Below are 14,713 nucleotides of genomic sequence, written 5' to 3' on the forward strand. Positions count from 1 at the left end.
GGTTACGGCGGTTATGGCGGGAAGGAAACACCCGGTTACATTCCGAACCCGGAAGTTAAGCTTCTCAGCGCCGATGGTACTGCACTCGGGAGGGTGTGGGAGAGTAGGTCACCGCCGGACAATCTTTTGGGGAGGGCCCCGACGCCAACGCGTCGGGGCCCTTTTTTGTGTGCAATGAGGGCCACCCCCAGCAGCTGAGGTGGCCCTCTCTTGCGTTCGGGGACCTGAAGGTCAGGCGCGTTGCCACAGGGCGGGGACGTTGGGTGGTTCCCAGCCGGCCTGTGACTGGTGCCCCTGGAGGCAGCGGTACGCCGCGCCTCCATACGTGACCTGGTCACCCGCCTGGTAGGTCACCCCAACCCGCCAGGTGCCGCCGCCCGGAGGCGGACTCGTCGGGGGGTCCGTGGGCGGAACGCCCGGGACGTTGAGCACGAAGTCGAACGTGGCCTCCCTGCCCGTCCCCACCGTGCGCACGTTCATGAGCAGGGCGGGATCGAAGATGGTGTCGGTGTTGTTGCGGGGCTCGCCGGGGAAGTAGAGCTGCGTCGTCAGGACCGGCCGCCCCGGGGCCTGCGCCTTCACGTGGATGTGCCGCGTACGCCCCGGATAGAGGCCGGGCACGATGGTGGTGAGCTTGAAGGCGCCCTGGGCGTCGGTGTACTGGTGACCGCGGAAGTTGTACGTGACGTTGTCGTACGCGCCGTTCCTGTCGGCCTGCCAGAAGTCCAGCAGCACGTTGGCCAGGGGCTGGCAGGCCAGGCCGAAGACGTACCCGCTGACTGTCAGCGCCGTGCCCGTGCCGGGGAGGACCGTGCGCTGGGGGGAGCTCGGCTTGAAGTAGGGGCCCTCCGTCTGCGGGGGCGTGGGGTCGTCGCCGTCGTCGCAGTAGGGGGTGGGGCTGAGCGGTCCGCCGCTCCCGGCCGCCTTCCGGGCCAGGGCCGGGACCTCTCCGATCAGTAAGGGTACGGGTGTCGCTATGAGAGCCGCCTTGAACAGCGTCTTTCTGCTGATGCCGCCTTGCTCTCCCGCGCGAGTGTGCTCGCCTTCCACGATGGCCTCCTCTTGAGCGGCCCGCCGGGGGGTGGGGCGGGCTGTTTCCCAAGGTGGCACCCCGGCCGTCGCGGTGAGTACCCTCCATTTTTCTATACGGTCCGCAATATGTTCGCCCCGCGGACGGAGCGCTATCGGCGGTCAGTAGGGTTAAGGGGTGGATTATCGTGCGGTTGAACGCGCGATCATGGATCGTGGCGTCGAGTGGGATTTCGAGCCGACGCTCGATCGGATCGCGGCCCTTCTTGACCTGCTCGGCTCGCCGCAGCGGGCGTACCCTGTCATACACATCGCCGGCACCAACGGCAAGACCAGCACTGCGCGGCTGGTCGAGGCCCTGCTCAGGGAGCGCAACCTGAGGGTGGGGCGGTTCACCAGCCCGCACCTGGTGTCGATGCGCGAGCGGATCACCGTGGACGGGGAGTTGCTCAGCGAGGAGCGGTTCAGCCAGGTCTATGAGGAGATCATTCCTTATGTCGAGCTGGCCGACACCCAGGGGCGACGGATCCAGTTCTTCGAGCTGCTGACGGCCATGGCGTTCGCGGCGTTCGCCGATACGCCGGTCGACGTCGCCGTCGTGGAGGCCGGCATGGGCGGGTCCTGGGACGCCACGAACGTGGCCGACGGGACGGTGTCGGTGGTCACGCCGATCTCGCTCGACCACACCGACCGGCTCGGCCCGGACATCCCGAGCATCGCCTCGGAGAAGGCGGGCATCATCAAGCCCGGCGCCACCGCCGTGTTCGCCCAGCAGGAGCTCGCCGCCGCCGAGGTGCTGATGCGGCGGGCGGCCGAGGTGGGCGCGGTCGTCGCGCGCGAAGGGCTCGAGTTCGGGGTGCTGAACCGCGAGGTGGCGATCGGCGGGCAACTGCTCACGCTGCGCGGGCTCAAGGGTGTCTACGAAGAGGTCTACCTGCCGCTCTACGGCGCCCATCAGGCGAGCAACGCGGTGTGCGCGCTGGCCGCCGTCGAGGCGCTGACGGGCGGTGACGATCCGCTCGACGTCGAGCTCGTCCGCCAGGCGTTCGCGCAGGCGTCCTCGCCGGGGCGGATGGAGGTCGTCCGGCGCACCCCGACGGTCGTGATCGACGCGGCGCACAACCCGGGTGGCATGCAGGCGACCCTGGAGGCGCTGCACGAGGCGTTCGACTTCGCGAAGATGATCGGCGTGGTCGCGGTCATGCGCGACAAGGACGTCGAGGGGCTGCTGGAGCTGCTGGAGCCGATCCTCGAGGAGATCATCGTCACGCGTAACTCCTCGCCCAGGTCCATGTCGCCGGAGGAGCTGGCGGCGCTGGCGGTGCCGCTCTTCGGTGAGGATCGCGTACACGTCGTCGACCGGCTCGACGACGCCATCGACAGGGGCATCGGCATCGCCGACGCCGCAGGCGAGTTCAGCGGCACGGGCGTGTTCATCACCGGATCCGTCGTCACGGCGGGCGACGCGCGGCAGCTGCTCAAGGCGGACGGCACATGATGAACTTCGCGGTCACCCCCGGCATGCGCAGGCTCGGCTCCAGCGTGCTCGGCATGGAGGCGATCGTCGCCGGGCTCATCACGCCCGTGGCGATCGCCGTGGTGGGGGCGGAGCCCTGGCTCGCGGTGACGGTCGGCATCGGTCTCGCCGTGTTGTGCGTGGTCGCCGCGGGCCTGCTCAAGAGGCCTTTCGGCTACGTTCTCGGCAGCGTCGTACAGGTCCTGGCCATCTGCGCGGGCTTCCTCGTACCGACCATGTTCTTCCTCGGCGCGATCTTCGCGGCACTGTGGATCACGGCGATTATGGTCGCTCGCCGTGTCGAGGGCGCTACTTCCCGCTAAAGTCGGCCAACATGGCCGTCCCCCCGATTTCGCGGCCGCCGCATCAGGCGCGCCTCGGACATCAATGGTTGCTCGACACCTTGCTCGGGCTGCTCGTCGTCGTGTCGCTGCCCCTGGCGGTGGTCGCGATACCCAACACGCTCTCCGTCGTCGCCAGGCTGCTGCCCGGCGACCTCGACCAGGCCGGGCTCATGCGCACGCACGGGCTCGCACTGCCCGCACTGATGCTGACCGTCCCTCTCGCGGCCGCCGCGCTGCGCCGGGTTCCGGTGGCTCATCTGCTGGTCGGCGGGCTGGCGCTGATGGCGCTGTCCGACGCCGCCGGCGGTTACGCGGGCTCCGAGCTCGTCGTCGGCGCGGTGCGGGTGGCTCGGGGCATCGGCGCCGGGCTGATCCTGCCCGCCACGCTGGCGGCCGTGTGGCACCGCCTGCCGGCCCTGCGGGCGCTGTGGGTGGGAGTGTTCAGCCTGAGCCTGCTCACGGCGCAGGCGCTGGCGCTGTGGCCGCTCGACGCGGTGGACAGCTGGCGGGTCACGCTGCAGCCGTACCCGCTGGTGACAGGGGTCGCGCTCGGCCTGGCCGCCGCTCACCTGGCGGTGTGGATGTTGTCCGGGAGGCCCGCCGCGCCCGGTCCCGTCGGCCGCGAGGGCAGCCGGCTGCTGCTCGCCGCCGTGCCCGCGGCGGGCATCGCGGCCGTGGCGATCAGCACGGCCAGCGAGGGGTGGCGGGCCATTCCCGTGATCCTGCTGGCGGTCGTGGCGGTCGTGGGACTGCTGGCGCTGGCCTCGATCGGGGCCGCGGAGAGCCGTACGCTGGCGTTCACGATGGTGGCGGTCGGCGTCGTGCTGGTGCCCAGCGCCGCTCAGGTGACGCTGGTGGAGATGGGCGGTCTCGGCGGGCCGGGGCTGCGGGGGCTGTGGGTGCCGTACAGCGTGGCCGGGCTGCTCGCGATCGCCTCCTCGGTGGCGGTGCGGCTGCTGTGCCGGACGTCCGGACGCTGGCTGGCGCCGCTGGGGCTGCTGGCCATGGTCGTCGGGCTGTGCTCGGTGCGGCTCGTGGTGCCGTCCGCTGACGGGCTGGTGCTGGCGGTGCCGTTCAGCCTGCTCGCGGCCGGGGCGGCGGTGGCGCTGACGGCCGCGCTGCAGGATGTCGGCATCGGTACGGCGACGTTCGGGCTGTCGCTGTGCTGCGCGGGGGTGCTGGCGGGGTTCCTGCTCGGCACGGGGGTGCAGATGTCGATGCTGGACGGGGTGCGCTCGGCGCAGGAGCTCGTCGACAGCTTCGTGGGGGCGTTGCACTGGTGGGCGTTGATCGGCGGGTTCCTGGTGGTGGCGATCATCGTGCTGGCCGCCGTGATGGCGCGTCGTCCCGGGCGGGGGTCGCCGGGGGGTGCGGACGACGAGCCTGACACACCGCCCGTTCCCTGCGCGGGCATGCCCTCTCCCAAGGACGTGCTGCTCGTACGGGCGCCGGAGCGTACCGATGCCGAGGATGGCGGGGACGACGAGGACCGGCCTACCGGCGCGATCCCGCGTGTCGTGCTGCCCGTGTCGGCCAAGGGCGCCTTCGGCAGCGCCGGGGCCGCCGGTGAGGGCGAGGGGCCGTCCGCGCCGGCGGTGCCGCCGCAGGGGCATTCGCCCGAGGACGCCGCTTCGTCGTAGGAACTCGCGGCCCGGGCTTCCCGCGGGAAACGAGGGCAGGGGCTCGGGACGGTAAGCTGAGGGCCCTGCTACGGCGACGTGCGGGCAAACGTGCCCCGCGAGCGTCTTCGCGGCCCGCAGCCGCGACCCCACTCTGTTCGAAGGAGAACTTCAAGTGTCCGAGCGCACTCTTGTCCTGATCAAGCCCGACGGGGTTAAGCGCGGCCTCATCGGTGACGTGATCGCCCGTGTGGAGCGCAAGGGCCTCAAGGTCGTGGCGATGGACCTGCGCACCCTCGACGCCGACACCGCCAAGGCGCACTACGCCGAGCACTCCGAGCGGCCGTTCTTCGGCGAGCTCGTCGAGTTCATCACCTCGGGGCCGCTCGTCGCCCTGGTGCTCGAGGGTCCGCGCGCCGTCGAGGCCTTCCGCGCGCTCGCCGGCGCGACCGACCCGGTCAAGTCGGCTCCCGGCACGATCCGCGGCGACCACGCCCTCGAGATCGGCGAGAACGTCGTCCACGGCTCCGACTCGCCCGAGTCGGCCGCCAGGGAGATCAAGATCTTCTTCCCGGACCGGTTCTAGCCGATCCCGACCTCTCGCCCCGCTCGCGCCGCGGCCTGTTCGTGGCGGTCTGGGGGAGGTTCGTTCCTCGCGCGCCCGTGCGGCTTCGGCTGTGCGGGCGCGTGTGCTTTGTGCGGGGGCTTTTCTCGGGGCTTCTTTCGGTGGGGACTTTCCGCGGGGGCATTTCTGTCGGTGACCGGCCGTATGGTTGCTCGCGTCGCCGGTGGTTCGGGAGCCGGTGTTGCGGGGCGGATTTTGTCGGGCGCTTACCGTAGGGTTCCTCAGGGTTGGAAGTTGGATCGTTCCAGCGCTCGGTCGGATGTTGTGGTGCAATCCGGGCAAAATTGCGGTTGAGGTAGGGGCTGGAGATTTTTGACGGGCGCGATGGCTCATTGCGCCCATCGGTGGGTACGTCACGTTACGATTCGAATTCAATCCGTAGTCACTCGCGAACGACGTTACGGAGGGCTCCGTTCCCCATGGGCAGCAAGCTCGCGTTCCTCGGCCGTGACATGGCGGTCGACCTGGGCACCGCCAACACGTTGGTCTACGTGCGTGGCCGCGGCATCGTGCTCAATGAGCCGTCAGTCGTCGCGATCAACACCGCGACCGGCAAGATCGTGGCGGTCGGCATCGAAGCCAAGCGAATGATCGGTCGTACGCCTGGCAATATCATCGCGGTCCGCCCGCTCAAGGACGGCGTGATCGCAGACTTCGACGTCACCGAACGGATGTTGCGATATTTCATCCAGAGGGTGCACAAACGCCGGCATTTCGCAAAGCCGCGCATCATCATCGCCGTGCCCAGTGGCATCACGAGTGTTGAGCAGCGGGCGGTGAAAGAGGCCGGATACCAGGCGGGTGCCCGGAAGGTCTACATCGTCGAGGAGCCCATGGCCGCCGCCATCGGGGCTGGGCTGCCGGTGCACGAGCCGACCGGGAACATGGTGGTCGACATCGGCGGCGGCACCACCGAGGTGGCGATCATCTCGATGGGCGGCGTGGTCACGAGCCAGTCGATCAGGATCGGCGGTGACGAGCTCGACCAGGCGGTGATCGCGTTCGCCAAGAAGGAGTTCTCGCTGATGCTGGGCGAGCGCACCGCCGAGGAGATCAAGATCGCCATCGGCTCGGCGTGTCCCTTCGGCGAGGAGTCGCACGCGGAGGTGCGCGGGCGCGACCTGGTCAGCGGGCTGCCCAAGACGATCATCGTGTCGAGCGAGGAGATCAGGAAGGCCACCGAGGAGCCGGTCAACGCGATCGTCGACGCGGTCAAGACCACGCTCGACAAGTGCCCGCCCGAGCTGTCCGGCGACATCATGGACCGCGGCATCGCGCTCACCGGCGGGGGCGCCCTGCTCAAGGGGCTCGGTGAGCGGGTCAAGGCCGAGACGGGCATGCCCGTGCACCTGGTCGACAACGCGCTCGACTCGGTCGCCATCGGCTCCGGCAAGTGCGCCGAGGAGTTCGAGGCCCTCCAGCAGGTCCTGGTGCCGGAGTCGCGACACTGATGAGAGACTCACGCCGTGCCCGGCTGATCCTGGGAGTGCTGCTGACGGCGGCGCTGGTCATCCTGACCGTTGACCACCGCGCCGGCGACAGCTCTCCGCTGCGCCCGCTGCGCGCGGCCGGGGCCTATCTGTTCGGCACGGCGGAGCAAATCGGCGGCGGGGTCGTCCGGCCCGTGGGCGGGTTCGTGCACGCGATCCTGACCGCCCCGAGCGCGAAGGATCGCATCGAGGCGCTCAAGGAGGAGAACGCCAAGCTGCGGACGGGCCTGCTGGCCGGCAAGCTCGACGCCGACCGCGCCAAGGAGCTCAAGCAGCTCCTGGGGCTGGCCGGGGCCGGGGGATACCGGGTGGTCACGGGCACCGTGGTCGCCAGGCGCGGCCAGCCGGGGTTCGAGGACGCCGTGCAGATCGACGTCGGCACGAACGACGGGGTGCGGCCGGAGATGACCGTGCTCAACGGCGACGGGCTGGTGGGCCGGGTCGTGCACGCCTCCTCGCGCACCTCGACGGTGGTGTTGATCAGCGATCCCGCCTCGGCCGCCGGGGCGCGGCTCGAAGGGGGCAAGGAGATCGGCGTCGTGCACGGGGTGGGGGAGCACGGGCGGCTCGTGCAGTTCCGGCTGCTCGACTCGACGGCGCCGATGAGCAGGGGCGGGCGGATCGTGAGCTTCGGGTCCCAGCACGGGACGCCGTACGTGCCGGGGGTGCCGATCGGGGTGATCGAGCGGGTGGAGTCCACCCCCGGGGAGCTGACGCGGATCGCCTATGCCCGGCCGTACGCGGATCTGACTGCGCTGGACGCGGTCGGCGTGGTGGTGGAGGCGCCCAAGCGGGATCCCCGTGACGCCGTGCTGCCCGCCAAGGAGGGGGCGCGGTGATCGGGGGAGTCTCCGTGGTGCTGGCGCTGCTGGCGCAGGTGATGCTGGTCAACCGGGTGCCGCTGCCCGCCGGGGGCGCGCCCGATCTGGTGTTGCTGGCCGTCATCGGTGCCGCGCTGGCCCGGGGGCCCGCGCCCGGGGCCGTGCTCGGGTTTTTCGCCGGCCTGCTGGTCGACGTCATGCCGCCGTCCGCGCATCTGGCCGGCCAGTACGCGTTCGTGATGGCGCTCGTCGGCTACGTCGCCGGGCGGGGCGCGGGCGGGCCCGTGACCACCGTCGTGCTGTGCGTGCTGATGGCGCCGCTGCTGGCGGCGGCCGTGGGCGGGCTGATCTCCGATCCGCGGGTGACGATGTCCACGGTGACCGAGCAGGTGCCCGTCACGATCGTCTACACGCTGGTGGTCTCGCCGGTCGTGATCTGGCTGACCATGCGGGGCAGACAGGCGAGGTTCTCGACATGATGAGGATGCGGGCCCGGCTGCTGGTGCTGCACCTGCTCGTGCTGACGCTGCTCGTGGTGCTGGCCGTGCGGCTGTGGCAGGTGCAGGTGGTGCGCGGGCAGGAGTTCGTGACGCGGGCGACGGAGACCCGGACGCGGGCGGTGATCGTGCCCGCCGTGCGGGGGCAGATCCTCGACTCGTCCGGACGGCCTCTGGTGCGGAACAAGACCGCGCTCGTGGTCTCCGTGGACAGGACCCGCCTGTCCAGGATGAAGGACGGCGGCATCAAGGTGCTGCGCAAGCTGTCCGCGGTGCTCGGGAAGCCGGTCGCGGACCTGCAGCAGCGCATCACGCCCTGCGGGCCGGGGGTGGGCAAGCCGTGCTGGACGGGGTCGCCGTACCAGCCGGTTCCGCTGGACGAGAAGGTGGACACGCGCGAGGCGCTGCAGATCCTGGAGCGGCAGGAGGAGTTCCCCGGGGTGACGGCGGAGATCCACTCCGTCCGGCAATATCCGGGGGGCCGGGCCGGGGCGCAGATGCTCGGCTACCTGCAGCCGGTCACCGAGGCGGAGCTGGAGAAGCGTGAAGGGCTGAAGGCCAGCTTCTCCGGGGTGGACCTGGCCGGGCGTGACGGGCTCGAATACGTCTACGACGACGCGCTGCGGGGCAAGGCCGGCCTGCGCAGGGTGCAGGTCGACCGGATGGGCAAGGCGCTCGGGGTCGAGGAGCAGGTGACGCCCATTCCGGGCGACCATCTGGTGACCAGCATCGACTCGCGGGTGCAGGCGGTGGTGGAGAAGGCGCTCGGGAAGGCGATGAAGTCCGCGCCGGGGGCCGACGGAGGGGCCGGGGTGGTGCTCGACGCGCGTACGGGTCGGGTGGTGGCCCTGGCCAGCGCGCCCGGCTACGACCCGGAGATCTGGGGAGGCGGGATCTCGGCGCGCGGATACCAGTGGCTGCTGTCGGAGAAGTCCGGCAAGCCGCTCGTGTCGCGGGCGATCAACGGCCAGTTCGCGCCGGGCTCGACGTTCAAGGTCTCGTCGGTGGCGGCGATGTTGCGGGCGGGCTATCCGCTGAACGGCCAATACTCCTGCCCGGGCTCCTACGCCGTGGGCGGCCGGGCCTTCAACAACTTCCGCGGCATCGCGCTGGGCACGCTCTCCCTGCACACGGCGCTGGTCAAGTCGTGCGACACGATCTTCTACCGGGCGGCGTACGAGCAATACCTCAAGGACGGCGGGCGGCATCCCAAGAAGGCCACGAAGGAGGTGTTCGCCAACATGGCCAGGTCGTTCGGGTTCGGCAACCCGACCGGCGTGGACCTGCCCGGCGAGTCCTCCGGCCGGATCCCCGACCGGGCCTGGAAGAAGGACCTGTGGAACAAGACCAGCGCGGTCAACTGCGAGCGGTCGCGCAAGGGCTATCCGGAGGTGAAGGACAGGGCGCGGGCCGAGTTCCTGAAGCGGCTGGCGCTGGAGAACTGCACCGAGGGGTTCCTGCTGCGGCCGGGTGACTCGGCCAACTTCTCCATCGGCCAGGGTGACGTGCTGGTGACGCCGATGCAGCTGGCCAGGGCGTACATGGCGCTGGTGAGCGACGGCAAGCTGCGCAGCCCGCGCATCGGGTGGGCGCAGGTGCGGCCCGACGGCAAGGTGGTCAGGACCATACCCGTGCCGGTGGTGGGCAAGCTGCCGCTCAGCCAGAAGGAGCGCCTGTACATCAAGAACGCGCTCAGCCAGGTGGCCCAGGACGGCACCGCGGCGGGGGCCTTCGCCGGGTTCCCGATGAACAAGGTGCGGGTGGGTGGCAAGACCGGTACGGCTGAGGTCTGGGGGAAGAAGGACACCTCGTGGTTCGCGTCGTTCGCGCCGACGAAGAACCCGCAGTACGTGGTGGTCGTGATGGTGTCCCAGGGTGGGATGGGGGCGCAGACGGCGGCCCCGGCCGTGCGGGAGATCTACGAGGGGATCTACGGCATCAAGCGCAAGCCCGCCGTGCCGGGTGGGCGGCTGACCACGCGCCTGCCGACGTTCTCGCCCGACGGGATGGTGGCCGGGGGATGAGCGGGCGAGTGGTGGTGGCGGGGGCTGGGGCGGTCCCACGGAAGTGCGGGCGTTCGGCGGGCGGTGGGGCGCTTGCTCGGAAATGCGGGCGTTCGGCCGGGGTGGGGCCGGTTGCCGGGAGATGCGGGTGGGTGGTGCTCGGGATGCGCGGGGGTGTGGGGGGCAGGGTTGAATCTGGAGCTTGGGGGATGCCTGGGTGGGGTGTGGTTCTAGGCGGGGTTGGCGTGGGCTGGGGGAGCGGTGGGGGTTTGGGTGTTGAGGTTGGGTTGGGGGTTGAGGGGTGATGGCGCGGACGGTGGCGGTTCGGCGGCCCTCCTTGTTGCGGCGGATGGCTCGCGAGAACTCGACGGTGCGGCGGCTCGACGGGCTGATGCTGGTCGCGGTGGCCGGGCTGTGCGTGATCGGCACGCTGCTGGTGTGGTCGTCCACCAGGACCTGGGCGCCGGGCTCGACGGGGCTGGTGAAGAAGCACCTGCTCAACGAGGTCATCGGCGTGGTCCTGTGCGGGATCGTGGCCATGGTGGACCACCGGGCGATGCGGGCGTACGCGCCTCTGGTGTTCCTGTTGTCGCTGGTGGGGCTGGGGCTGGTGATCACGCCGCTGGGGGCGACGATCAACGGGTCGCACTCGTGGATCCTGCTCGGCGGTGGGTTCGCGGTGCAGCCGTCCGAGTTCGCCAAGGTGGGGCTGCTGCTGATCATCGCGATGTTGCTGGCGCAGCCGGCAGAGGGGACGGATCGGCCGCGCGGGCTCGACGTGGTGCTGGCGCTGATCGCCGCCGGGATCACGATCGGGCTGGTGATGCTCCAGCCGGACCTGGGTACGGCGCTGGTGCTGGGGGTGATCACGGCCGCGGGGTTGATCATCTCGGGGGTGCGCAAGCGGTGGATCGGGGTGCTGACGCTGGCGGCGGGGGCCGGGGTGTTCTCGGTGTTCTACTTCCAGATGCTGGAGCCGTACCAGGTGGCGCGGTTCACCGCGTTCGTCGATCCGAGCGTGGATCCGCGCGGGGTCGGCTACAACAGCACGCAGTCGATGATCGCGATCGGCTCCGGGCAACTGCTCGGGAAGGGGCTGCTCGGGGGCGGGCAGACGACCGGGCGGTTCGTGCCCGAGCAGCACACCGACTTCATCTTCACGGTGGCGGGCGAGGAGTTCGGGTTCCTCGGGTCGGTCACGGTGGTGCTGCTGCTCGGGGTGGTGCTGCTGCGCGGGCTGAAGATCGCCAGGCAGTGTGAGGACAGGTTCGGGACGCTGGTCGCGGGCACGATCGTGTGCTGGTTCGCGTTCCAGACGTTCATCAATGTGGGCATGACGATCGGAATCATGCCGATCACCGGGCTGCCGCTGCCATTCGTGTCATATGGCGGCACCGCCACCTTTGCCAATCTCATTGCGATTGGGCTGCTTCAAGCCATCCGGGTGCGAAGACAGTCGTTTAATTAGAGGTATGTTCTTGGCCTACTGCGATGAGTGCGAGGAGCGCTTTCTGCTGCCCGCGAACCATGTCATCGGCGTACACAACCTCCAGAGCGGTGTCATCGCCGTCGAGCTGACCTGCTACGAGGGGCACCACATCATGGTGCTCAGCGGAAACGACATCGACATCCCCGGACCTGCCACCGTCTGAGCGCCGCTACCCTGGACGGTATGACTGTCGAGTCGATATTCCCCCGCCTGGAAGCGCTGCTGCCCAAGGTGCAGAAGCCCATCCAGTATGTCGGGGGTGAGCTCAACTCGACCGTCAAGGACTGGGACTCCGCCGACGTTCGGTGGGCGTTGATGTACCCGGACGCCTACGAGGTCGGGCTGCCCAACCAGGGTGTGGCCATCCTCTACGAGATCCTCAACGAGCTCCCCCGCACGCTGGCCGAGCGCACCTACGCGGTCTGGCCCGATCTGGAGGCGCTCATGCGGGCCGAGGGCGTCCCGCAGTTCACCGTCGACGCGCACCGGCCGGTGCGCGCCTTCGACGTGCTCGGGGTCTCGTTCTCGACCGAGCTCGGCTACACCAACATGCTGACCGCCCTCGATCTGGCCGGCATTCCGCTGCTGGCCGTGGACCGCGGCGAGGACGACCCGATCGTGCTCGCGGGCGGCCACGCGGCCTTCAACCCCGAGCCCATCGCCGACTTCCTCGACGCGGCCGTGCTCGGCGACGGGGAGCAGATCTCCATCGCCATCAGCGAGGTCATCCGCGAGTGGAAGGCCGAGGGCAGACCGGGCGGGCGTGACGAGCTGCTGATGCGGCTCGCCGAGTCCGGCGGGGTCTACGTGCCGAAGTTCTACGACGTCGACTACCACGCCGACGGCCGCATCAAGCGGGTCGCGCCCAACCGGGCCGACGTGCCGTGGCGGGTGCACAAGCACACCGTGATGGACCTCGACGAGTGGCCCTATCCGAAGAAACCGCTGGTGCCGCTGGCCGAGACGGTGCACGAGCGATTCAGTGTGGAGATCTTCCGCGGCTGCACGCGCGGGTGCCGGTTCTGCCAGGCAGGCATGATCACGCGTCCGGTGCGCGAGCGTTCCATCACCACGATCGGCGCGATGGTCGAGAACGGCATCAAGGAGTCCGGCTTCAACGAGGTCGGCCTGCTGTCGCTGTCCTCCGCCGACCACTCCGAGATCGCCGACGTGGCCAAGGGCCTGGCCGACCGCTACGAGGGCACCAACACCTCGCTGTCGCTGCCCTCGACCAGGGTCGACGCCTTCAACATCGACCTGGCCAACGAGTTCTCCAGGAACGGCAGGCGCTCGGGCCTGACGTTCGCGCCCGAGGGCGGCTCGGAGCGGATGCGCAAGGTGATCAACAAGATGGTCACCGAGGAAGACCTGATCCGCACCGTCACCACGGCCTATTCGCAGGGGTGGCGGCAGGTCAAGCTCTACTTCATGTGCGGGCTGCCCACCGAGATGGACGAAGACGTCCTGGGCATCGCCGACCTGGCCAAGAAGGTCATCCAGGCGGGCCGCGAGGCGACCGGCAGCCGCGACATCCGCTGCACGGTCTCCATCGGCGGCTTCGTGCCCAAGCCGCACACGCCGTTCCAGTGGGCCGGGCAGGCCGACCACGAGACCGTCGACCGGCGGCTCAAGGCGCTGCGCGACTCGCTGAGGGGCGACAAGCAGTACGGCCGGGCCATCGGTTTCCGCTACCACGACGGCAAGCCGTCCATCGTGGAGGGCCTGCTGTCGCGGGGCGACCGCAGGGTCGGCGCCGTGATCAGGGCCGTCTGGGAGGGCGGCGGCCGGTTCGACGGCTGGAGCGAGCACTTCTCCTACGAGCGCTGGATGGCCGCCGCCGAGAAGGCGGGAGTCGACGTCGACTGGTACACCACGCGCGAGCGGGAGGAGAACGAGGTCCTGCCGTGGGACCACCTCGACGCCGGGCTCGACCGCGAATGGTTGTGGCAGGACTGGCAGGAGGCCGTCTCCGGCGGTGAGGTCGAGGACTGCCGCTGGACTCCGTGCTACGACTGCGGCGTCTGCCCGACCATGGGCACAGAAATTCAGATCGGTCCCACGGGGCGGAAACTCCTTCCTCTTACGGTGGTCTAGCGCGCTCAGTGGGCGAGCCGTGTCTCGGCGTACACGTTCACGCACCAGCGCGGCTTATCCTGAGACGAAGGAACTCTTACAAGGGAAGGACGACAAGCTCTGAAACCTGTTCCCGAAGGGCCTCCGCCCGCGCCCACGGTGCAGCGCCTGCGTGTGCGTTACGCCAAGCGCGGCCGCCTGCGCTTCACCAGTCACCGCGACATCTCGCGGGCCGTTGAGAGAGCGGTTCGCCGTGCCGGCATTCCGGTGGCTTTCAGCGCGGGCTTCTCGCCCCACCCGAAGATCTCCTACGCGGGCGCGGCGCCGACCGGCGTCGCCAGCGAAGCCGAATACCTCGAGATCGGTGTTACCACGCCGTGCGACCCCGACCAGGTCAAGCAGAGGCTTGACGAGTCGCTGCCGCCCGGGCTCGATGTGCTCGACGTTGTGGAGGCAGGTCCGGGGGGGCTGGCCGATCGCTTGGAGGTCTCCGACTGGGAGGTGCGGCTGCCCAGTGCCGATCGCGAGCTCGCCGAGGTGGCGGTGGAGAAGTTTCTCGCGGAAGGCACGGTGGAAGTCGAGCGCCTCACCAAGAAGGGTCCCCGCCGCTTCGACGCGCGGCAGGCGGTCCTGGGGCTCGTGGTGTCCGAGGGAACAGACAGATCCGCAGCTCAGGTGCTTGGAGAACCGTGTGTCATACTGCGCATGGTTGTTCGGCACATGACGCCTGCCGTTCGACCCGACGATGTGCTCACAGGGCTGCGCCTTGTGGCCGACTTCGCGCCGCCGGTTCCCCCCGAGGTGACCAGGCTGGCGCAGGGGCCGCTCGACGCCAGCACCGGTGGACTTGCTGACCCGCTCGACCTGGACCGCGACACCACGCGCGGCGGCGAGGCGGGACCGGCGAGTGAGCACGTCGCCGGTTAAGGAAGTGATCGGCGAGAGCCGGGCACGACCGCTGACAGGACTTGGCGCCGGCGCCCCCGACTCGGGAACGCCGGCGGACAACGAGACACGAGGGCTCCTGCGCGGCGCGGCGACGCGCCCGGGAGCTGACGGGAGAGCGCCCGCATGCTCGATAACGAGCCCAACGCCGGGGCCACTGGCCCTGACGGGGAGACAATTGAACAGCCCAAGGTGACCAGGCGTCGCCGCTCCGCCAGCCGCCCCGCGGGTCCTCCGCCGGAGCTGCCCGAGGAGCCGGCCT

General features: G+C 69.8%; 13 protein-coding genes and 1 rRNA gene. 13 read left to right on the plus strand and 1 reads right to left on the minus strand.

All coding sequences use genetic code 11. The features are described 5' to 3' along the window. Positions 1 to 3: 3 nt before the first annotated feature. Positions 4 to 120: ribosomal RNA gene (gene rrf / locus ACBJ59_RS38780) — 5S ribosomal RNA — on the plus strand. Between the two features lie 111 nt (positions 121 to 231). On the opposite strand, the gene ACBJ59_RS38785 is transcribed toward rrf, so the two are convergent. After that, positions 232 to 1,050 (minus strand): carbohydrate-binding protein, encoded by an 819-nt coding sequence (locus ACBJ59_RS38785; protein ID WP_375115130.1) that lies wholly within the window; start codon positions 1,048 to 1,050, stop codon positions 232 to 234. 187 nt (positions 1,051 to 1,237) lie between these two features. Here ACBJ59_RS38785 and ACBJ59_RS38790 point away from each other — a divergent pair, with 187 nt between their 5' ends. The 12 genes from ACBJ59_RS38790 (at position 1,238) to ACBJ59_RS38845 (ending at position 14,433) form a co-directional block, all read left to right on the plus strand. Continuing rightward, a complete protein-coding gene (locus ACBJ59_RS38790) occupies positions 1,238 to 2,527 on the plus strand; it encodes a bifunctional folylpolyglutamate synthase/dihydrofolate synthase (RefSeq protein WP_375115385.1) in 1,290 nt (429 codons plus the stop codon). After that, complete coding sequence (locus ACBJ59_RS38795; protein ID WP_375115131.1) at positions 2,524 to 2,868, plus strand: DUF4233 domain-containing protein; 345 nt, start codon at positions 2,524 to 2,526, stop codon at positions 2,866 to 2,868. Before ACBJ59_RS38790 ends, ACBJ59_RS38795 begins: the two co-directional genes overlap by 4 nt. Before the next feature lie 68 nt (positions 2,869 to 2,936). After that, the gene (locus ACBJ59_RS38800; protein WP_375115132.1) at positions 2,937 to 4,529 is read left to right on the plus strand and encodes a hypothetical protein; all 1,593 of its coding nucleotides are present in this window, start codon (positions 2,937 to 2,939) and stop codon (positions 4,527 to 4,529) included. A gap of 154 nt (positions 4,530 to 4,683) precedes the next feature. Next, a complete protein-coding gene (gene ndk / locus ACBJ59_RS38805; RefSeq protein WP_090773482.1) occupies positions 4,684 to 5,094 on the plus strand; it encodes a nucleoside-diphosphate kinase in 411 nt (136 codons plus the stop codon). A gap of 458 nt (positions 5,095 to 5,552) precedes the next feature. Beyond that, a complete protein-coding gene (locus tag ACBJ59_RS38810) occupies positions 5,553 to 6,584 on the plus strand; it encodes a rod shape-determining protein (RefSeq protein WP_375115133.1) in 1,032 nt (343 codons plus the stop codon). Further along, the gene (mreC, locus tag ACBJ59_RS38815) at positions 6,584 to 7,462 is read left to right on the plus strand and encodes a rod shape-determining protein MreC (protein ID WP_375115134.1); all 879 of its coding nucleotides are present in this window, start codon (positions 6,584 to 6,586) and stop codon (positions 7,460 to 7,462) included. The genes ACBJ59_RS38810 and mreC overlap by 1 nt, the downstream gene beginning before the upstream one ends. Next, positions 7,459 to 7,923 carry a rod shape-determining protein MreD gene (mreD, locus tag ACBJ59_RS38820; RefSeq protein WP_375115135.1) on the plus strand — a complete coding sequence of 155 codons (465 nt, stop codon included), beginning with the start codon at positions 7,459 to 7,461 and terminating at the stop codon, positions 7,921 to 7,923. The genes mreC and mreD overlap by 4 nt, the downstream gene beginning before the upstream one ends. Further along, positions 7,920 to 9,965, plus strand: a complete 2,046-nt coding sequence (gene mrdA / locus ACBJ59_RS38825) for a penicillin-binding protein 2 (RefSeq protein ID WP_375115136.1) — start codon at positions 7,920 to 7,922, stop codon at positions 9,963 to 9,965. The genes mreD and mrdA overlap by 4 nt, the downstream gene beginning before the upstream one ends. A gap of 328 nt (positions 9,966 to 10,293) precedes the next feature. Next, entirely contained in the window at positions 10,294 to 11,412 is a 1,119-nt protein-coding gene (rodA, locus tag ACBJ59_RS38830) for a rod shape-determining protein RodA (protein WP_375115137.1), read from the plus strand. A 4-nt stretch (positions 11,413 to 11,416) separates the two neighbouring features. Next, positions 11,417 to 11,596 (plus strand): hypothetical protein, encoded by a 180-nt coding sequence (locus ACBJ59_RS38835; protein ID WP_364113385.1) that lies wholly within the window; start codon positions 11,417 to 11,419, stop codon positions 11,594 to 11,596. Positions 11,597 to 11,616: 20 nt separating this feature from the next. Continuing rightward, entirely contained in the window at positions 11,617 to 13,527 is a 1,911-nt protein-coding gene (locus ACBJ59_RS38840) for a TIGR03960 family B12-binding radical SAM protein (protein WP_375115138.1), read from the plus strand. A 138-nt stretch (positions 13,528 to 13,665) separates the two neighbouring features. Continuing rightward, positions 13,666 to 14,433, plus strand: coding sequence for a TIGR03936 family radical SAM-associated protein (locus ACBJ59_RS38845; RefSeq protein WP_375115139.1), 768 nt, complete (start codon positions 13,666 to 13,668; stop codon positions 14,431 to 14,433). Positions 14,434 to 14,713: the final 280 nt, after the last annotated feature.

Source organism: Nonomuraea sp. MTCD27 (genome assembly GCF_041950495.1).
Classification (GTDB): Bacteria; Actinomycetota; Actinomycetes; order Streptosporangiales; family Streptosporangiaceae; genus Nonomuraea.